Source organism: Acidovorax sp. 100 (assembly GCF_003688355.1).
Lineage (GTDB): Bacteria > Pseudomonadota > Gammaproteobacteria > Burkholderiales > Burkholderiaceae_C > Acidovorax > Acidovorax delafieldii.
This window is the reverse complement of sequence record NZ_REFD01000001.1, coordinates 1,644,822-1,664,170: the sequence shown is the minus strand read 5'-3', so window position 1 is coordinate 1,664,170 and position 19,349 is coordinate 1,644,822. Positions and strand designations below refer to the sequence as shown.

The window sequence follows — 19,349 nt, the reverse complement described above, 5'->3', positions numbered from 1 at the left end:
GACAAAAAACCGCACGTTCATGCTAAGAGCCCACCCCACGCTGCAGACAAGCGAAAATAGCCATCCACAGAGCCAATATCGCCATGCCCCGTTCTTCTGTCCCATCTGCGACGGCGCCAGTTTTTCGCATCGACATCCCGCTGCTGCCCGAATCGGCGGTGGGCAACGCACTGCAGTTCATCGACCTCTTGCGCAGCGCCAATCTGCTGGCCGGCTTGCGGGGCGGCGCTGGCTCGCCCCGCCTGGCCTGGCGGCTGCTGGACGCCCAGGGCCAGCCGCTGGCGCACCAGCCGGGCCCGCTGGCGGCCTACACGCAGCCCACGGCGGCACCTGCCGAGGGGCCGGCGTTCGCCTGGTTCATCCCCTCCTTCCACGCCGCCGACATCCCCGCCATCCGCAGCGTGGCGTCGCGCCACCGCGCCCTCTCGCGCCAGATCGGCATTGCGCTGGATGCCGGACACAAGGTGCTCACCGTCGGCAACGGTGCCTGGCTGGCGGCGCAGAGCGGGCGCCTGCAGGGCCGCCGCTGCGGCCTGCCGTGGTTCTACCTGGCCGGGTTTGAGCGCGACTTTCCCGACATCGACCTCGATGCAGGCCACGACCTGACCGATGACGGCCCCTGGCTCAGCTGTGCGCTGCCCCACAGCCTGGGAGAAATGGCCATCGCCCTGGTGCGCCACGCACTGGGTGACGCGCTGGCCCAGACCTGTGCCAGCGTGCTGCGGCCCGACCACGAACGCGCCCGGGCTGCGCTGCAGGCCAACGCGCAGCAACACATCCCCGCCACGCGCGACAGCACCCTGGCCCGCGCCATGGCCTGGATGGAGACCCATCTGGACGAGCCCTACTCGCTGGCCCGGCTGGCTGAGGCGGCGGCGGTGAGCCCGCGCACTTTGCTGCGGCACTTTCAACTGGAGCTGTCGCAGTCGCCGCTGGACCACCTGCACAGCCTGCGCTGCGCACGCGCCAAGGTGCTGCTGGAGGTGACGCTGGAGAGCGTGCCCAGCATTGCCACGGCCTGTGGCTATGCCGACCCGGCGGCGTTCCGGCGCATCTTTGTGCGCTACACCGGCATGGCACCGGCCGAGTACCGCAAGCGCCACGCACTGCGTGCGCCCCGGCGGCGCTGGCGGGTGGATCTGACGTGAAAGCCCGGTGTACTCTCGCCTAGCGAGGCAGCGCATTGCCCGAAGGCAGGCGAAACGCCTCCACCAGCTCGGCCAGCTGCTGCGCCTGCACCCGCAGGCCCTGTGCGGCGGCGGAGGATTCTTCCACCAGCGCGGCGTTCTGCTGTGTCATCTGGTCGAGCTGCGAGACCGCCTCACCCACCTGGCTCAGGCCCGTGGTCTGCTCGCGCGCCGCAGTGCTGATCTCGCCAATGATGGTGGCCACCTGCTGCACCGAGTTCACGATCTCGCCCATGGTGCCGCCTGCCGCGTGGACCAGCTGGGTGCCTTCGTCCACCTGCCGCACGCTGTCGCTGATCAGGCCCCCGATCTCCTTGGCCGCCGTGGCGGAACGCTGCGCCAGGCTGCGCACTTCGCTCGCCACCACCGCAAAGCCACGGCCCTGCTCACCGGCACGGGCTGCCTCCACGGCCGCATTCAGCGCGAGGATGTTGGTCTGGAAGGCAATGCCGTCGATCACGCTGGTGATGTCGGCAATGCGGCGCGACGACAGCGCAATGCCGTCCATGGTGCCCACCACGCGGTCCACCGCCTCGCGCCCGCGCTGGGCCACGCTGCTGGCGCCAGTGGCCAGGGTGCTGGCCTGCGCAGCCGCGTCGGCGCTGTGGCGCACGGTGGCCAGCAGCTCCTCCATGCTGGCGGCGATCTCTTCGAGGTTGGAGGCGGTCTGCTCGGTGCGGGCCGACAGGTCGCTGTTGCCTGCCGCGATCTCGCTGCTGGCACCGGCCACCGAGGTGCTGGCCTGGCGCATGCCCACCACCAGCTCGGCCAGCCGTGCCTGCATGCCCCCCAGGCGCGCCAGCAGGGCCTGCAGCTCGTCGCGGTTGCCCGCCTGCGGCGCGGGCACGGGGGAAGTGAGGTCGCCTTCGGCAATGCGGTCGGTCACCTCGGACGCATGGGCCAGGGGCTGCAGGATGGAGCGAGACAGCAGCCAGGCACAGGCCAGGCTCAGCAGCAAGCCCACCAACGAGCCCGCCGCCAGCAGCGTGATGCCCTGGCTTTCGCTGCGGGCGGCAGCGGCACGCGCTTCGGCCACACGCTGGCGCTGGTATTCGGCCAGCTTGTCCACGGCTGCGGCGTAGGCGTCTGCCGCAGGACGCAGCTGCTTGGCAATGGCGTCGGGCGGCAAGGCCTCGCCCGCCTTGCGGCGCTTGACGAGGTCGTCCCGCACCGTGCGAAAACCGTTGCCGGCCTTGTCGATGGCATCGAACAACGCCTGGGATTCCGGGTCTGCCGCCAGCTCGTCCAGGCGCTTGCGCACTTCGGACGAGCGGGCCGAGGTGGTCTTGCGGTCGGCGTCGATGCGCGCCGCGTAGTCGGGGTTGTTGTCGATCTCCAGCAGCGTTTCGGCGCGGGCGGAGCTGAGCACCACGATGGCGTGCAGCTCCCGCGCCAGCAGCGCGCGCTCGGACGACGCACCGCCCAGGTCGTCCGCAATGTCCTGCAGCCCGGCCAGCCGCCAGATGCCCACCGCCGCCGACAGGGACATGACGAGGCAGACCACACCAAAAGCCAGGGCCAGGCGGACAGCAACACGTGCGTGGGAGATGGACATGGGAGGCTCTCGTGAGGGTGAATGGGGCAACGCGGGACAGCGGCTGGGGGTGGCAGGCGTTGGGAATGTATCGACAAAAGGTTACAAGTCCTTGAGCCGGCCCACAACAGGCCACACCCTGCCGGAGCGCCAAAGCAACAGCCGCCACGCACCAACAAAAAGGCCGCCACAGTGCAAGACTGTGGCGGCCCTCGGGGCTGATCAGGCGTTGCGCCTGAGGCGGTTCGGTTTATTGCTGCTGTGCGTTTTGCAGCGCAGCAATGCGCTCTTCAATGGGCGGGTGGGTGCTGAACAGCTTGCCAATGCCACCGGCGATGCCCATGGCCGCCACGCTCTTGGGCAGCTCGCCGGGGTGCATGCCACCCAGGCGGGCCAGCGCGTTGATCATGGGCTGGCGGCGGCCCATCAACTGGGCAGCGCCCGCGTCGGCGCGGAACTCGCGCTGGCGGCTGAACCAGGCCACGATCATCGCGGCCACAAAGCCCAGCACGATGTCGAGCACGATGGTGGTCACGTAGTAGCCGATGCCGGGGCCCGAGCTGTTCTCGTCGTTCTTGCGCAGGAAGCTGTCCACCGCGTAGCCGATGACGCGCGACAGGAACACCACGAAGGTGTTCATCACGCCCTGGATCAGCGTCATGGTCACCATATCGCCGTTGGCGATGTGGGCCACTTCGTGGCCGATCACGGCCTCGACCTCGTCGCGGGTCATGCCCTGCAGCAGGCCGGTGGACACCGCCACCAGGGCGGAGTTCTTGAACGCGCCCGTGGCAAAGGCATTGGGGTCGCCTTCAAAGATGCCGACTTCGGGCATGCCGATCTGGGCCTGGTCGGCGAACTTGCGCACGGTCTCGACGATCCAGCGCTCGTCCGGCGAGCCGGAGCCGTCGATCACGCGCACACCCGAGGTCCACTTGGCCATGGGCTTGCTGATGAGCAGCGAGATGATCGCGCCGCCAAAACCCATGATGAGCGCAAAGCCCAGCAGCGCGCCCAGGTTGAGCCCGTTGGCCGTGAGATAGCGGTTCACGCCCAGCAGGCTGGCCACCACCCCCAGCACGACAACGACGGCCAGGTTGGTCATCACAAACAAAAGGATCCGCTTCATGGAATGGTTTCTCCGTGGGGTAAACAACAACGAGTGTTTGCTGGCTCAGATGGGGGCCGGGGGCGCCGCTTCAAGCGCCAGTCTCCAGGCGGCGAGGCCTGGCAGCCCCCCATGGCCGCGATTTCATCGCGCTATGGTAGGTGCAAACCCCGGCCGGGGCCTTATCACACAAGCCTTGGCGGGAATTACGAAACCGCCGCAGCCCGCAAGGGCCGGAACACCTGCGCATCGGCATAGAAGCCCGGCGCTGCATTGGCCGGCCACCAGCCGGGCACGCCCAGCACGGGCAGCGGCGTGAAGGGCTTGCTGGACCATGCCGAGGCCTCCACCTGCCCTTCCAGCCACGCATCCACCTCTGCTATGGAATCGATAGCTGCTGGTGCATGAAATACGTGCGCCACTATGGGTTTTCGCGGAAAAACCAGCTTTTCGAGCAGTGCGTGCCCGAATAGCACCAGCCGGGCCTGGCCCCACAGCGGGCGCAGGTCGATGAACAGGCGCTGCCAGTCCCTCGCCCGGAGCGCATCCCACAGGGCATCCGGCGCCTGCAGCAGTGCGCCGTTTTCATCAAACACCGTGAGTGCATCGCGCAGCGGTCCGCGCACGGCCTGCACGCCATCGGCGGCGATGGCCTGGGCCTGCAGCTGGTTCAGACGCCGCTTGGTGTGCGGAAACCGCAACCACACCAGGCCGTTGAAAAAGTCGTGCAGGTTGTCGCGCGTAGGCACGCGGCGGGTGTCCCAGATGTACTGCTCGTAGGCTGTGCCTTCGGGCAGCGCGGACTGGGGCACAAAGACCACGGGAGCACCCTGCGGCGCTGCGGTCTGCAATGCCTGGTGCACCGATGGGTCATCCTGCAGCAGCTGCCGGGCCAGGGGTTGGCCCAGGCCGCGCCACGGCGCCAGCCAGGGGGCGCTCCAGTCGATGGCGTCGAAGGGCGGACTTACACCAGCCGCCACGGCAGGGCTTCACCGGCGCGCAGGGGCTTGAGTTCGGCTTCGCCAAACGCAAAGCTGTCGGGCGGTGTCCACGACTCGCGGCGCAGGGTGATGGTGGTGGTGTTGCGCGGCAGGCTGTAGAAGTCCGGGCCGTGGAAGCTGGCGAAGCCTTCGAGCTGGTCGAGCGCACCCGCGTTGTCGAACGCCTCGGCATACATCTCGATGGCCGCGTGGGCGGTGTAGCAGCCCGCGCAGCCGGTAGCGTGCTCCTTGAGGTGCGCCGGGTGCGGTGCACTGTCGGTGCCCAAAAAGAACTTGCTGCTGCCGCTGGTGGCGGCCTGCACCAGGGCCACGCGATGGGTCTCACGCTTGAGCACCGGCAGGCAGTAGTAATGAGGGCGCACACCGCCAATGAAGATGGCGTTGCGGTTGTACAGCAGGTGGTGCGCGGTGATGGTGGCGGCGGTGAAGCGGTCGGCGCTGGCCACGTAGTCGGCCGCGTCCTTGGTGGTGATGTGCTCGAAGACGATCTTCAGCTCGGGGAAGTCGCGGCGCAGCGGGATGAGCTGCTGCTCGATGAACACGGCCTCGCGGTCGAACAGGTCGATGTCGCTGCTGGTCACTTCGCCGTGCACCAGCAGCAGCATGCCGGCCTTCTGCATGGCTTCCAGTGTCTTGTAGGTCTTGCGCAGGTCGGTCACGCCCGCGTCGCTGTTGGTGGTGGCGCCTGCGGGGTAGAGCTTGCAGGCCACCACGCCTGCGGCCTTGGCGCGCACGATTTCTTCGGGCGGGAGGTTGTCGGTCAGGTACAGCGTCATCAGCGGCTCAAAGCGCATGCCTGCGGGCACGGCGGCCAGGATGCGCTGCTTGTAGGCCAGGGCCTGCTCGGCCGTGGTGACCGGTGGGCGCAGGTTGGGCATGATGATCGCGCGCCCGAACTGGGCGGCGGTGTGGGGCACGACGGTGTGCAGGGGCTCGCCGTCGCGCACGTGCAGGTGCCAGTCGTCGGGGCGGGTGATGGTGAGGGTTTGGGGGGCTGCAGTCATGGGCGTCATTGTCCCATTGCGGACATGCCGCCTCCAAACGCTCTCAATTTCATAGCTGGCGAGGCATATGTTCGTAGCGCTACCGCATGAAACGGCTCATCACGGTAGCGCCAGGGGCATATCTGCCGGTTTATTCGGCGGTGATCCCTGCGCGTTTGACGACCGCGCCGAACTTCACCATCCGGTCCGCCATCATTTTTTCGAACGCGGCGGGCGACATCTCTTCAGGCACGATCACGCCACGGTCCTTGAGGTTGGCCACCATGGCGGGCGATGTGGCCACTTGGCGCACGGCCTTGTACAGCGTCTGCACCACCGCATCGGGTGTGCCCGCAGGCGCGGCCAGGCCTGTCCAGGAGGTGAGGTTGAGCTCGGGGTGGCCCACCTCGGCCATGGTGGGCACATCGGGCAGCTGCGGCAGGCGCTGGTCGGCCGCCACGGCCAGGGCGCGCACCTTGCCCGCCTGGATGTGCGGCAGCATGATGACCAGGTTGTCGAGGATGAACTGCACCTCGTTGCCCAGCACGCCCGTGATCAGCGGCGTGCCCCCACGGTAGGGAATGTGCGTGGTGAACACGCCCGTGGACACCTTGAGCATTTCCACATTGAGCTGGCCCATGCTGCCCACGCCGCCGCTGCCGTAGTTGAGCTTGCCCGGGTTCTTCTTGGCGTAGTCGATGAACTCCTTGAAGGTCTTGAACGGCAGGCTGCTGTGCACCACCAGCGCGTTGGGCTGGCGGCCCAGGATGGCGATGTTCTCAAAATCCTTGACCGGGTCGTAGCCGATCTTGGGCTGGGTCAGCGGGTTGGCCAGGTGGCTGCTTTGCGATGACACGACCAGGGTGTAGCCATCGGCCTTGGAGCGCGCCACATACTGCGCGCCCACCGAGCCACCCGCGCCGGCGCGGTTTTCCACCACGATGGGCACGCCCAGCACGCGCGACAGCGGCTCGGAATACTGGCGCGCCATGATGTCCACCGACCCACCCGGCGGGAAGGGCACCACCAGCGTGATCGGGCGCGAAGGGAACTTGTCTTGCGCCATGGCGGGCAGCGCGGCGAGGCCGGCAAGGCCCAGTCCGGTGGTCAGAAGATGGCGACGGGAAGGTGTGGTGTGCATGACGATCAAAGAACTCAAAAAAGGGGCGGGGAGGTACAAGAAATCAGGGGTGTGCCAGCACGGCCAGCGCCACGGCCTGCGCGCGTGGCACAAAGGTGGACAGCTCGCAGTACTCGCGTTCGGTGTGTGCGTGGCCGCCTACCGGGCCCGTGGCGCACAGCGTAGGCACGCCCACCGATGCCGTCAGGCCGCTGTCGGCCGCGCCGCCGGTGAACTCGCCTTGCACCTCAAAGCCCAGCGACCGCGCGCCTTGCTGGTACAGCGCCAGCAGGTCGTCCGGGGTGGGCTTCATGGGCAGGGTGCGGCGCGTGGTGGTGATGCGGCCCTGGGTGCGGGGCACGGACTCTTCTTCGACGATGGCACGCACGCGCTCCAGCAGTTCGTCGGGGTTGGTGTCGGCGGTAAAGCGCAGGTCCACCTCAGCGCGGGCGTGGGGGGCCACCATGTTGGGCACGATGCCCCCTTGCACCACGCCCACGTTGCAGGTGACGCCCGTGGCCGGGTCGGTCAGCGCATGCAGCGCAAGGGTCTTGCGAGCCAGGGCTTCGATGGCACTGGCGCCAGCGGCGTGGTTGATGCCTGCATGCGCGGCCACGCCCTGCACCTCGAACTCCACCACCATCGAGCCCTTGCGGCTGGTGACCACGTTGCCGCTGACACGGCCCGGCTCGGCGTTGAACACCACACGCGCCCCCCGCACGCGGGCCATGATGAGGTCGCGCGTGGCGGGCGAACCGATCTCTTCATCGCACGAGAAGAACAGGTGCAGCGGCGCCTGCAGGCCGCCGCAGCGCGCAAAGGCCTCGGCCACAAACACGTTGAGCACCAGGCCGGACTTCATGTCGGCCACGCCTGGGCCGTAGGCGCGCCCCGCTTCTTCGCGGTAAGGGCGCTTGGCCACGGTGCCATCGGGAAACACCGTGTCCATGTGCCCCATGAGGATGATGGGCGCGCCACTGGCTGCAGCGCCCTCTGCCGGGTTGACCTGCGCATGCAGCAGCACGCCATAGCCAGGCACGGGCTCGAACTGCACCGGCACACCGGCCGCCTGCAGGCGCTCGGCCAGGGCATGGGCCACGGCTGTCACGCCCGCCTCATTGCGGCTGCCGCTCTCGATATTGACCACTTTTTGCAACAGGTCTTGCATGGACTGTTGCTGTCTGGCCAGCCAGTCCAGGACCTGCGCACGCACCGGCAGCAGACCTTCGTTCAGGGTATTGAGCATCGTTGTCCTTGGGCAAGCCCCAGGTAGGGGCAAAATTTGGATCGCAGTGTTGCACGCGACCCGGGGTTCTGCAACGTATTTTGCACGAATGAGAATTTTATGAAATCATCATTGCACGAATCCAGCGCCTTGCTGACCGAGCGGCTGGCCCGCCAGGACGCCGACCTGACCGCCAGCGAACGGGCGCTGGCCGAGGCCCTGGGGCGCGACTACCCCCACGCCCTGCTGGAGTCCGCCACCGCCCTCGCTGCGCGCACTGGCACCAGTGCATCGACCGTGGTGCGGCTGTTTGCCAAGCTGGGCTACGGCAGCTATGCCGAGGCCCAGCGCGAGGCGCGGGCCGAGGTCACCGCCCTGCTGCAAACGGCGGGGCAGCGCGCGCCGGTCACCATCGGCACCCGGCGCAGCCTGCAGCAGTGTGTGGACGACGCGCTGCTGCACGACCAGCACAACCTCACCACCACGCGCGACGGACTGGACATGGCGGCCTTCGAGGCCATGGTGGCACGCATCGCACAGGGCAAGGGACGCATCTTTGTGCTGGCGCAGATCAACAGCGCCCCGGTGGCCGCCTGGCTGGCGCTGCACCTGAACATGTGCCGCCCGGGCGTGCACGAACTGGGGGCTGGCGCGGTGGACGCCACCGACCAGCTGCTGTGGATCCAGCCCGAAGATGCCTTGCTGGTCTTCAGCATCCGCCGCTACGCCAGCGGGCCGGTGAAAGTGGCGCAGCGCTTTCGCGACGCCGGGGCCCAGGTGCTGGCCATCACCGACAGCGCCGCTGCGCCCTTGGCCGCGCTGTCCCACCACCGGCTGCAGGTGCGCACGTCCAATGCGTCGCCGTTCGACTCTTACACCGCCGCGTTTTTCCTGTGCAATGCGCTGGTGTCGGCCGTGGCCCAGCTGCGGCACAAGGCGGTGTCCGAGGCACTGAAGCGGCGCGACGATCTGTGGACAGATTTCGAGTCGCAACTCATCGTGGAAAGCCCCTCGCCAGCCGGTCGGCGGAGCAAGCGCTAGCCTGCGCGCGGCAGACGTTCAGCCTTGAGTAGCCCCATGAAAAAAGCGCTCCGGAGAGCGCTTCTTTTTGTAGCCCCCAACCCTTGCGGCACGGGGGTGCAAGCACCGTTCAGTGCTGCAGGATCTTGTTGAGGAAGTCCTTGGTACGCGGCTGGCGTGCGTCGGGGTTGTTGAAGAAGTCGTCCTTGGAGCAGTCTTCCAGGATCTTGCCGCCCACGTCCATGAAGATCACGCGGTTGCTCACCTTGCGCGCAAAGCCCATTTCGTGGGTCACGCACATCATGGTCATGCCTTCGTTGGCCAGACCCACCATCACGTCCAGCACTTCACCGACCATTTCGGGGTCGAGCGCGGATGTGGGTTCGTCGAACAGCATCACGATGGGGTCCATCGACAGAGCGCGCGCAATGGCCACGCGCTGTTGCTGACCGCCCGAGAGCTGGCCGGGGAACTTGTCCTTGTGGGCGATCAGGCCCACGCGCTCCAGCATCTTGAGGCCGCGCTTCTTGGCGTCGTCCGCGCTGCGGCCCAGCACCTTGATCTGCGCAATGGTCAGGTTGTCCGTCACCGACAGGTGGGGGAACAGCTCGAAGTGCTGGAACACCATGCCCACGCGGCTGCGCAGCTTGGGCAGGTTGGTGCTGGGGTCATGCAGCTTCACGCCATCGACCGTGATCTCGCCCTTCTGGAAGGGTTCGAGCGCGTTGATGGTCTTGATGAGTGTGGACTTGCCAGAGCCCGAGGGCCCGCAGACCACGACCACTTCACCCTTGTTGATGGTGGCCGAGCACTCGTTGAGCACCTGCACCGGGCCATACCACTTGGATACGTTTTTGAGTTCGATCATTTCTTTTTCCTCAATCCAATCTCTTTTGCACCAGCCTCGATCAGCGGATGATCGCGATCTTCTGGTGCAGGCGCTTGACCGCCCAGGACAGCGCATAGCACATGATGAAGTACAGAACCGCAGCGGCCAGGTACGCCTCGATCGGACGACCAAAGTTCTTGCCCGCCACTTCAAAGCCCTTGAGCATGTCGTAGGCGCCAATGGCGTAAACCAGCGACGTGTCCTGGAACAGGATGATGGTCTGGGTGAGCAGCACGGGCAGCATGTTGCGGAACGCCTGGGGCAGCACCACCAGCTTCATGTTCTGGCCGTAGGTCATGCCCAATGCCTGGCCGGCGTACACCTGGCCGCGTGGGATGGACTGAATGCCAGCGCGCATGATTTCGCTGAAGTACGCTGCCTCAAAGGCAATGAAGGTGATGACTGCCGACACTTCCGCGCCAATGGGGCGGCCGATGATGGCGGGCACCAGCAGGAAGAACCACAGAATCACCATCACCAGCGGAATGGAGCGCATGCCGTTGACGTAGATGGTGGCGGGCACATCCAGCCACTTCTTGCCCGACAGGCGCATGAGTGCCAGCACGGTGCCGAACAGCACGCCCCCGATGGTGGCCACCAGCGTGAGGATCAGGCTGAAGTACAGCCCCTTGAGCACGAAGTTGGAGATCAGGTCCCAGTTGTAGAAGGAGAAATCGAGATTCATATCAATGCCCCCCTCCGGCCGCGCCACTCACGACCATGCCAGGGATGCGTGCGCGCTTTTCAATGAAGGCCATGATGCGGTTGATCGCAAACGCCGAGATGATGTACAGCGTGGTCACCGCCAGATAGACCTCGATGCCGCGCGAGGTTTCTTCCTGCGCCTGCATGGCGAACATGGTGAGTTCGGCCACCGACACGGCAAACGCCACGGACGAGTTCTTGAAGATGTTCATCGTCTCGCTGGTCAGCGGCGGAATGATGATGCGAAACGCCATGGGCAGCAGCACATAGCGGTAGGTCTGGAAGGTGGTGAAACCCATGGCCATGCCGGCATACCGCTGGCCGCGTGGCAGGGCCTGGATGCCCGAACGCACCTGCTCGGCGATACGTGCCGAGGTGAAAAAGCCCAGCGCCAGCACCACCAGCGCAAAACCGGGCACGCCCCGCAGCACCGGGAACAGGCTGGGAAGCACGTGGTACCACAGGAAAATCTGCACCAGCAGCGGAATATTGCGAAACAGCTCGACCCAGGCGTTGCCCAGCCGAACGATCATCGGGCGATCCTGCAAGGTGCGCAGCGTACCGATGAATGAACCCAACACAAGCGCCAGCAGCAAGGCCAGCAGCGAAACGGACACCGTCCAGCCCCAGGCCGACAGCATCCAGTCCAGGTAGGTGATCTCGCCGCCTTTGCCAAAGCAGCCCTGCACCACATCCCGGTCCATGGTGTCCTGGCAGAACACCTGCCAATCCCAACTCATAGGAGCACCCCTTTAATTTTTGGTTTTGCGCTGGGGGGCCCACTGGGCCGACCCAACAAAAAAGCCCCTTCAAACCAGCTGGCCGAAGGGGCACAAGCGTTGCAGAGCTTACTTCTTGGCGTAGTCTTCCATGGGCTTGTCGTTAGGCGATGCCCAGGCTGCCTTGGTAGCGTCGGACATCGGCAGGCCGATCTTGGTGTTGGTCGGTGGCACCGGTTGCATGAACCACTTGTCGTACAGCTTGGCCAGCGAGCCGTCGGCAATCTGGCGCTTGATGGAGTCGTCCACAGCCTTCTTGAACGCGGGGTCGTCCTTGCGCAGCATGCAGGCGATGGGTTCCACCGACAGCACTTCGCCCACGATCTTGTAATCGGCAGGGTTCTTGGACTTGGAGACGTTGGCAGCCAGGATGGAGCCGTCCATCACGAATGCGTCAGCTCGGCCGGTTTCCAGCATCAGGAAGCTGTCGGCGTGGTCCTTGCCAAACACTTCCTTGAAGTCGATGCCGCCAGCACGTTCGTGCTTGCGCAGGGTCTGCACGGAGGTCGTGCCGGTGGTGGTGGCCACGGTCTTGCCGTTCAGGTCCTTGATCGAGGTGATGCCCGAGTTGGCCTTCACCACGGTGCGCACTTCTTCCACATAGGTGGTCACGGCAAACGCCACGTCCTTTTGGCGGGCGGCGTTGTTGGTGGTGGAGCCGCACTCCAGGTCCACGGTGCCGTTGGTCACCAGCGGAATACGGTTTTGCGAGGTCACGGGCTGGTACTTGATATCCAGCTTGGGCAAGCCCAGTTGCTTCTGGATGTCGTGCAGAACGATCTCGCCCATTTCGGTGTGGAAACCCACGTACTTGCCGTTGCCCAGCGTGTACGAAAGACCCGAAGACTCGCGCACGCCCAGCGTCACGCTGCCGGAGGCCTTGATCTTGGCCAGAGTGTCATTGGCCTGGGCAAATACGCTGCCTGCAGCCAAGGCGGTCACGGCAACCGCGAGCAAATGTTTCTTCATAGGGATCTCCTTGTGTTGAAAACGAAAAAGGGGGGGATTTTAGAGACAGGGGCCAGCCGGGGGTAACCGGTCAGGACCGCACTCCAAAAAGGGGTAGCACGCAACCAGGGATATTAGTCAGAACGGGACCTGGTCGGTAGGGTATTTCCAGAAGTCGCGCAACAAGTAACTGACCGGCAGGCTCAGCACGGTATTGTTGGGCGGAATGGCCTTGTTGAACCACTTGTCGTAAATCGGGTAAATCTCGCGGCTGGTAATCAGGCGGCGCATTTCCTCGTCCACCAGCTTTTTGAACTCAGGGTCGTTCTTGGGCAGCATGATGGCCAGTGGCTCGGTGGTCATGAAGCGGCCCACCACCTTGAGCGCCTTGGGGTCGGGCCGCCCGGCCGCCAGGCCGTACAGCAGCACGTCGTCCATCACAAACGCATCGGCCTCACCCTTCTCGACCATCTCGACCGCCTTGGCATGGTCGGGTGCCTCGACGACGGTGATGCCCATCAGGCGCTCGCGGTTGGCTTGGTCGGCCGCCTTCAGGGGCGTCGTGCCCTTGGTGGACACCAGCTTCTTGCCGTTGAGATCCTCCACCCTGTCGATGGTGCTGGAGGACTTGACCAGCAGCCGCGCGCCGGTGATGAAGTGGGGGATGGTGAAGGCCACCTTCTGGCGCCGCTCGGCGTTGTTGGTGGTGGAGCCACACTCCATGTCGGCCTTGCCCTGCTCAATCATGGCAATGCGGTTGGCCGGCGTGACAGGCACCAGCTCGATCTCCATGTCCTTCTTGCCGGTCTTCTTGCGCACCAGCTCGGCCATGCGCAGGCACAGGTCCAGCGCGTAGCCCACGGGCTTGCCCGACTGGCTGTCGATGTACGAGAAAGGCACCGAGGATTCACGGTAGGCAATGACCAGCTTGCCACCGCCAGCCACGCGCTCCAGCACGCTGGCCTGCGCAGACGCACCGACCGCACAGCACAGTGCTGCGAGGCCCCAGGCCAATCCCCAATGCTGAACTTTCATACGATGCCTCTGTGAAGGAATGAACCGGGTTTGCAATCTTCGTGCCACCGTGGGGCCCTGCCAAGGCACACGCTGCTATCCACCGATCCGGCGATGGCGCAGACTGTACGTGTCGTTACGGTGAAATTCCAATGCCGTTTGCGCGCACAACTATGCAAAGTGTTTATGTCCGTATTTACCCTTAGCATGAGGCCGCTTGGGCCTGCAGGTAGGTCCACAGCGCCTGCGCCGTGCCTTTAGGGGTGTCCTTGCCATTGGGCTTTTCGCGGTAGGCACGCACATCCATGGTCATCTGCAGGCCTTCGGTATCGGGGGGCGCGGCGCTGACCAGGCGGCGCGAGCGCAGCTCCTTCTTCACGGCGCTGTGGGGCAAGAAGGCCACGCCATGCCCTTCTAGCGCCATGGCCTTGAGACCTTCGGCCATATCGGTCTCGTACACGCGCTCCAGGTGAATGGGCGTCTGCGATTGTTTGAGGATGAGTTCGGTCACCCGCCCCAGGTAGGCGCCGGGCGCATAGCCCAGGTAGGGCAGCGGCTGGCCTGCGCGGCCGGGCAGGCGGTGCACGGGCTGGCCATCGGCGTCGGCCTTGCTATAGGGCGACAACACTTCCTGACCCAGGCTGACCATCTCATACCGATCGGCATCGAGCTGAAAGGGCTGCGAGGGGTGGTGGTAGGCGATCAGCAAGTCGCACCCGCCTTCGACCAGGCGCATCACCGCGTCGTGCACATTCAGCGCAATCAGGCGGCTTTTGAACGGGCCGAACTTGTCGTGCAGGCTGGACACCCAGGCCGGGAAGAACGTGAACGCCAGCGTGTGGGGCACGGCGAACTCGATCATGTCCTTGCCTGCGCTGGTGTGCGCGCGCAGCATGGCACGCGTGTTCTGCAGCGACTGGAGCATTTCCAGGGCCTGGTCGTACAGGGTCTTGCCGGCCGGGGTCAGCCGGGTGGGGTAGGAGCTGCGGTCCACCAGGTCGGTGCCGGCCCAGGCCTCCAGCGCCTGGATGCGCCGCGAGAACGCTGGCTGGGTCACATGCCGCAGCTGCGCTGACCGGCTGAAGCTGCGGGTTTCCGCAAGACTGACGAAATCTTCAAGCCACTTGGTTTCCATCGGTGCATTATCCGCGCGCGGGCTACACCGTGCTGGCCGCTGGCATGAGGGTTTACACAGTGCTGACGCGGCGCACCAATGGTGTGCATGCATAGCAACCCATCGCATAATAGAAAGCGGCGCCTACAGCGCTCAGCGTCGAGGCCCCTGGTGCACAACACTGCCGGGCAGGGCGACCCGCATGCTCCCGTGTTTGTTCTCCTCCTTCCCCTGCCCCATGTCCTCCTCCTCCCCCCAAGGGCCTGCGACCGACGCACTGCCCGGCGCCGCGAGTCCCGAGGCCGAGCCCCGCTCGCTGCGCCTTGAAGACTGGCTCACCGTCATCGTCATGGCGGCCCTCGCACTCATCACCTTTGCCAACGTGCTGGTGCGTTACTTCACCAACTCCTCGTTTGCCTGGACCGAAGAAATCTCGGTGTTCCTGATGATCGCGCTGGCGCTCATCGCAGGCTCGGCCGCCGTGGCACGTGACCAGCACATCCGCATCGAGTACTTTGCCGAGGGCGGCTCTGCCCTGCGCAGCAAGCGCCTGTCCATGCTGGGCGCGGCCACTGTGGCCCTGCTGTTTGGCGTCATCGCCGTCCTGAGCGTGCGCGTGGTGTGGGACGACTACAGCTTTGGCGAAACCTCCCCCGGCATCGGCGTGCCGCAGTGGTGGTATTCGATCTGGCTGCCCGTGTTCTCTGCGCTCATCACGGCACGCGCCATCGGGCTGTTCATCCGCCGCAGCCGCGGCACGGTCAGCGATGCCGCCCCGGCGCACAAGGATGCGCAACCATGATCGCCACGCTGCTGTTTGTGGCCTTTCTGGGCCTGATGTTTGTGGGCGTGCCGATTGGCGCCGCGCTGGGCCTGGCGGGTGCCGCCGCCATCGCGCTGGCCAATGCCGACAGCCAGTGGTTCGGCCTGCTGGCCGTGCCGCAGAACTTCTACGCCGGGCTGGGCAAATACCCGCTGCTGGCCATCCCGATGTTCGTTCTGGTGGGCTCCATTTTTGACCGCTCGGGCGTAGCGCTGCGCCTCGTGAACTTTGCCGTGGCCATCGTCGGGCGTGGCCCGGGCATGCTGCCGCTGGTGGCCATTGCGGTGGCCATGTTCCTGGGCGGCATCTCGGGCTCGGGCCCGGCCAATGCCGCTGCTGTGGGCGGGGTGATGATCGCGGCCATGTCGCGCGCGGGCTACCCGCCCTCGTTCTCGGCCAGCGTGGTGGGGGCCGCTGCAGCCACCGACATCCTGATCCCGCCGTCCGTCGCCTTCATCATCTACTCGGTGCTCGTGCCCGGCGCCTCGGTGCCCGCGCTGTTTGCGGCCGGCATGATCCCGGGCATCCTGGCGGGCGTGGCGCTGATCGTGCCCGCCGTGTGGATGGCGCGCAAGCACAAGATGGGCGCGCTCGAAGCCACCATGCCCCGCCCCCCATTCTGGAAGAGCCTGCGCGAGGCCACCTGGGGCCTGGCCGCGCCAGTGCTGATCCTGGGCGGCATGCGTGCCGGTTGGTTCACGCCGACGGAAGCCGCCGTGGTCGCGGTGTTCTACGGCCTGTTCGTGGGCATGGTGATCCACCGCACGATTTCTGTGCGCGACCTGTTCCCCATCTTGCGCGAATCGGGCGAGCTGTCGGCGGTGATCCTCATCGTGGTGTCGCTCGCGGGCATCTTTGCCTACTCGCTGTCCACACTGGGCGTGATCGACCCGGTGGCCAACGCCATCGTGAACTCGGGCCTGGGCGAGTACGGCGTGCTGGCGCTGCTCATCGTGCTGCTGATCACGGTGGGCATGTTCCTTGACGGCATCTCGATCTTCCTGATCTTTGTGCCGCTGCTCTTGCCGATCATGCAGCACTACAAGTGGGACCCGGTGTGGTTTGGCGTCATCCTCACGCTCAAGGTGGCCCTGGGCCAGTTCACCCCGCCACTGGCCGTGAACCTGATGGTGTCTTGCCGCATTGCCGGTGTGCGCATGGAATCGACCGTGCGCTGGGTGGGCTGGATGCTGTTCGCCATGTTCCTTGTGATGGTGGCCGTGATCGCCTTCCCGCAACTGGCCCTGTGGCTGCCCGCCAAACTGGGCTACTGACCCCTTGCCGACGAATTTCTAACCAGGAGACTGAAACAATGAAACTGCGCACCTTCCTCACTTCCGCCGTGGCCGCTGCCGCCGCCCTGGCGTTCACCGCCCCTGCCGCCATCGCGCAGACCGCGTACAAGAGCGAGTACCGCATGTCGCTGGTGCTGGGCACGGCCTTTCCCTGGGGCAAGGGCGGCGAGCTGTGGGCCAACAAGGTGCGCGAGCGCACCCAGGGCCGCATCAACATCAAGCTCTACCCCGGGGTGTCGCTGATCCAGGGCGACCAGACGCGCGAGTTCAGCGCCCTGCGCCAGGGCGTGATCGACATGGCCGTGGGCTCCACCATCAACTGGTCGCCCCAGGTCAAGCAGCTCAACCTTTTCTCGCTGCCCTTCCTGTTCCCCGACTACGCTGCGGTCGATGCAGTGACGCAAGGCGACGTGGGCAAGCAGATCTTCACCACGCTGGAGAAGGCAGGTGTCGTGCCGCTCGCCTGGGGTGAGAACGGCTACCGCGAAATCTCCAACTCCAAGCTGGCCATCAAGAGCCCCGCCGACCTCAAGGGGCTGAAGATCCGCGTGGTGGGCTCGCCCCTGTTCCTGGACACCTTCACCGCCCTGGGCGCCAACCCCACACAAATGAGCTGGGCCGACGCGCAGCCCGCGTTTGCCAGTGGCGCCGTGGACGGCCAGGAGAATCCCATCGCCGTGTACCAGGCCGCCAAGCTGCATACCGTGGCGCAGAAGCACATCACCATGTGGGGCTACGTGAACGACCCGCTGGTGTTCGTGGTGAACAAGGACATCTGGGCTTCGTGGACCCCTGCAGACCGCGAGATCGTGAAGCAGGCCGCCATCGACGCCGGCAAGGAAGAAATCGCCATCGCCCGCAAGGGCATGGTCGAGGCCGACAAGCCCCTGCTCAAGGAAATCGCCGCCAACGGCGTGACCGTCACGCAGCTGTCCGCCGCCGAGCGCGACGCGTTCGTGAAGGCCACGCGCCCCGTGTACGAAAAGTGGAAGGGCCAGATCGGCGCCGACCTGGTGGGCTCCGCCGAGAAGGCCATTGCCGCCCGCAAGAAGTAATCCTTCAACGGACCCGGCACCGGTGCGTGGCAGTCGCCCGGTGTCTGCCCAAGCCCCGCCATGGCGGGGCTTTTTGCTGGGCGGGCATAAAGGCAACTGCGGGTGACAGGCCTGCGAGATTACTATCTATTTGATAGCAATCAAGGCATATTGCACTAGCGCCACCCGCCACTTTCACTTCAAATCATCGGGAACCGGGTGCTTGACCGCGTTTTTGCGCAGCTTGTTCTCCACCGCCTCGGCCAGGTCCACGCCCGCGTGGTCCGCCAGCTGCAGCAGGTACAGCAGCACGTCGGCCACCTCATCGGCAATGGGCTCTTTCAGCGCCGGGTCCTCACGCACCGCGAGCGACTGTTCCGGCGTCATCCACTGAAAGATCTCGGCCAGCTCGGCCGCCTCGACCATCAGCGCCATCGCCAGGTTCTTGGGGGTGTGGAACGGCTGCCACTGCCGCTCCGCCGCAAACGCGCGCAACCGGGTCTGCAGCGCCGTCAGATCGACAGACATTCCATTGCTCCTGATTCAATAGCTAGCAGCGCATATTCCACTAGCGCTATCGACCTGCACAGCCCCAAACCGGTCACACCGGCGTGACCGGCGCCTCACCCGCCAGATGGCGCCGGACGTTCTCCATGAACCGGTCTACCGAGGCCTGCACGGCTTCGGGCGACCAGCCCGCCACATGGGGCGTGAGCACCACGTTGTCCAGGTCCAGCAGCTCGGCCGGGGGGGCGGGCTCGCTCTCGTACACATCCAGCCCTGCGGCGGCAATGCGGCCGTCGCGCAGCGCTGCGGCCAGGGCGGTGGTGTCGATCACGCTGCCGCGTGCAATGTTGACCACCACGCCCCGCGCGCCGAGCGCCGTCAGCACGTCTGCGTTGACCAGGTGCCTGGTGCCCGCGCCGCCCGGTGTGGCGACCACGAGGAAGTCCGCCCATTCGGCCAGCGCGGTGACATCGGCAAAGTAGCGGTAAGGCACATCGGTGCGTGCACTGCGGTTGTGGTAGCCCACCTCGATCTCGAAGCCCAGCGCGCGCTGGGCAATCTTCTTGCCGATGGTGCCCAGGCCGATGATGCCCAGCCGCTTGTGCGACACGTTGGGCGGCAGCGGCAAGGCCGTGCGCCAGATACCGGCGCGGGTGGCCTTGTCCAGCGGCAGGATGCGGCGCTGCGCCGCGATCAGCAGGCCCCAGGTGTGGTCGGCCACGCAGTCGTCGTTGGTGCCTGCACCGGTGGCCACCACAATGCCACGCGCCTTGGCATGGGCCACCGCCACGTTCTCGTAGCCTGCGCCCAGCGCGCAGATGAGTGTGAGCGCGGGCAGCGCATCGATCTGCGCCGGGCTCAGGCCCACCGCACCGATGGTGAGCACCACACGCACGCGGCTGCCGTGCTGCGCGATGGCGGTGGCGGCCTGCGGTGCATCGGGGGCGTAGATCACTTCAAAGGTCTGGGCCATCTGCGCGATGTGCTCTTCAGACAAAAACATGAGGGCGAGAAGAACGGGCTTCATGGATGACAAATCGCGAAACAAATGAAAGAGAGAAAG

General features: G+C 65.7%; 19 protein-coding genes. 5 read left to right on the top strand and 14 right to left on the bottom strand.

Going from position 1 to position 19,349, the window contains the following annotated elements; all coding sequences use genetic code 11:
* Positions 1–83 precede the first annotated feature (83 nt).
* A complete protein-coding gene (locus tag C8C96_RS07830; RefSeq protein ID WP_121941963.1) occupies positions 84–1,148 on the top strand; it encodes a GlxA family transcriptional regulator in 1,065 nt (354 codons plus the stop codon).
* A gap of 19 nt (positions 1,149–1,167) precedes the next feature.
* Here C8C96_RS07830 and C8C96_RS07825 read toward each other — a convergent pair whose 3' ends face one another.
* The 6 genes from C8C96_RS07825 to C8C96_RS07800 form a co-directional block, all read right to left on the bottom strand.
* Positions 1,168–2,742: a methyl-accepting chemotaxis protein gene (locus C8C96_RS07825; protein ID WP_116748910.1), complete on the bottom strand. Its 1,575-nt coding sequence runs from the start codon at positions 2,740–2,742 to the stop codon at positions 1,168–1,170.
* A 229-nt stretch (positions 2,743–2,971) separates the two neighbouring features.
* Complete coding sequence (htpX, locus tag C8C96_RS07820) at positions 2,972–3,850, bottom strand: protease HtpX (protein ID WP_056745306.1); 879 nt, start codon at positions 3,848–3,850, stop codon at positions 2,972–2,974.
* A 185-nt stretch (positions 3,851–4,035) separates the two neighbouring features.
* The gene (locus C8C96_RS07815; protein WP_121941962.1) at positions 4,036–4,809 is read right to left on the bottom strand and encodes a DUF3025 domain-containing protein; all 774 of its coding nucleotides are present in this window, start codon (positions 4,807–4,809) and stop codon (positions 4,036–4,038) included.
* Positions 4,794–5,834, bottom strand: coding sequence for a dihydroorotase (gene pyrC / locus C8C96_RS07810; RefSeq protein ID WP_108499027.1), 1,041 nt, complete (start codon positions 5,832–5,834; stop codon positions 4,794–4,796). The genes C8C96_RS07815 and pyrC overlap by 16 nt, the downstream gene beginning before the upstream one ends.
* A gap of 130 nt (positions 5,835–5,964) precedes the next feature.
* Positions 5,965–6,954 (bottom strand): tripartite tricarboxylate transporter substrate binding protein, encoded by a 990-nt coding sequence (locus C8C96_RS07805; protein ID WP_099731250.1) that lies wholly within the window; start codon positions 6,952–6,954, stop codon positions 5,965–5,967.
* A gap of 43 nt (positions 6,955–6,997) precedes the next feature.
* Complete coding sequence (locus tag C8C96_RS07800; RefSeq protein ID WP_121941961.1) at positions 6,998–8,179, bottom strand: M20 family metallopeptidase; 1,182 nt, start codon at positions 8,177–8,179, stop codon at positions 6,998–7,000.
* 99 nt (positions 8,180–8,278) lie between these two features.
* Here C8C96_RS07800 and C8C96_RS07795 point away from each other — a divergent pair, with 99 nt between their 5' ends.
* Entirely contained in the window at positions 8,279–9,199 is a 921-nt protein-coding gene (locus C8C96_RS07795; RefSeq protein ID WP_055400817.1) for a MurR/RpiR family transcriptional regulator, read from the top strand.
* A 109-nt stretch (positions 9,200–9,308) separates the two neighbouring features.
* Here C8C96_RS07795 and C8C96_RS07790 read toward each other — a convergent pair whose 3' ends face one another.
* The 6 genes from C8C96_RS07790 to C8C96_RS07765 all read right to left on the bottom strand — a co-directional run bounded on the left by C8C96_RS07790 (position 9,309) and on the right by C8C96_RS07765 (position 14,648).
* Positions 9,309–10,046 (bottom strand): amino acid ABC transporter ATP-binding protein, encoded by a 738-nt coding sequence (locus tag C8C96_RS07790; protein WP_056059339.1) that lies wholly within the window; start codon positions 10,044–10,046, stop codon positions 9,309–9,311.
* 40 nt (positions 10,047–10,086) lie between these two features.
* Positions 10,087–10,752: an amino acid ABC transporter permease gene (locus C8C96_RS07785; RefSeq protein WP_056059987.1), complete on the bottom strand. Its 666-nt coding sequence runs from the start codon at positions 10,750–10,752 to the stop codon at positions 10,087–10,089.
* 1 nt (position 10,753) lies between these two features.
* Positions 10,754–11,512 (bottom strand): amino acid ABC transporter permease, encoded by a 759-nt coding sequence (locus C8C96_RS07780; protein ID WP_056059340.1) that lies wholly within the window; start codon positions 11,510–11,512, stop codon positions 10,754–10,756.
* Positions 11,513–11,620: 108 nt separating this feature from the next.
* Positions 11,621–12,520: an amino acid ABC transporter substrate-binding protein gene (locus C8C96_RS07775; RefSeq protein WP_056059342.1), complete on the bottom strand. Its 900-nt coding sequence runs from the start codon at positions 12,518–12,520 to the stop codon at positions 11,621–11,623.
* 117 nt (positions 12,521–12,637) lie between these two features.
* On the bottom strand, positions 12,638–13,534 hold the full coding sequence (locus C8C96_RS07770) for an amino acid ABC transporter substrate-binding protein (protein WP_121941960.1): 897 nt from the start codon (positions 13,532–13,534) through the stop codon (positions 12,638–12,640).
* 181 nt (positions 13,535–13,715) lie between these two features.
* Complete coding sequence (locus C8C96_RS07765; RefSeq protein ID WP_056745314.1) at positions 13,716–14,648, bottom strand: LysR family transcriptional regulator; 933 nt, start codon at positions 14,646–14,648, stop codon at positions 13,716–13,718.
* Positions 14,649–14,865: 217 nt separating this feature from the next.
* On the opposite strand from C8C96_RS07765, the gene C8C96_RS07760 reads away from it, so the two are divergent.
* Genes C8C96_RS07760 through C8C96_RS07750 form a run of 3 tightly spaced genes read left to right on the top strand, consistent with a single transcriptional unit; the run spans position 14,866 to position 17,800 of the window.
* The gene (locus tag C8C96_RS07760) at positions 14,866–15,429 is read left to right on the top strand and encodes a TRAP transporter small permease (protein WP_056745316.1); all 564 of its coding nucleotides are present in this window, start codon (positions 14,866–14,868) and stop codon (positions 15,427–15,429) included.
* Complete coding sequence (locus C8C96_RS07755; RefSeq protein ID WP_056745317.1) at positions 15,426–16,724, top strand: TRAP transporter large permease; 1,299 nt, start codon at positions 15,426–15,428, stop codon at positions 16,722–16,724. The genes C8C96_RS07760 and C8C96_RS07755 overlap by 4 nt, the downstream gene beginning before the upstream one ends.
* Positions 16,725–16,762: 38 nt before the next feature.
* Positions 16,763–17,800 carry a DctP family TRAP transporter solute-binding subunit gene (locus C8C96_RS07750; protein WP_099731254.1) on the top strand — a complete coding sequence of 346 codons (1,038 nt, stop codon included), beginning with the start codon at positions 16,763–16,765 and terminating at the stop codon, positions 17,798–17,800.
* Between the two features lie 174 nt (positions 17,801–17,974).
* On the opposite strand, the gene C8C96_RS07745 is transcribed toward C8C96_RS07750, so the two are convergent.
* Positions 17,975–18,307: a nucleotide pyrophosphohydrolase gene (locus C8C96_RS07745; protein WP_121941959.1), complete on the bottom strand. Its 333-nt coding sequence runs from the start codon at positions 18,305–18,307 to the stop codon at positions 17,975–17,977.
* Positions 18,308–18,380: 73 nt separating this feature from the next.
* Positions 18,381–19,313 (bottom strand): 2-hydroxyacid dehydrogenase, encoded by a 933-nt coding sequence (locus tag C8C96_RS07740; protein ID WP_121943923.1) that lies wholly within the window; start codon positions 19,311–19,313, stop codon positions 18,381–18,383.
* Between the last annotated feature and the right edge of the window lie 36 nt (positions 19,314–19,349).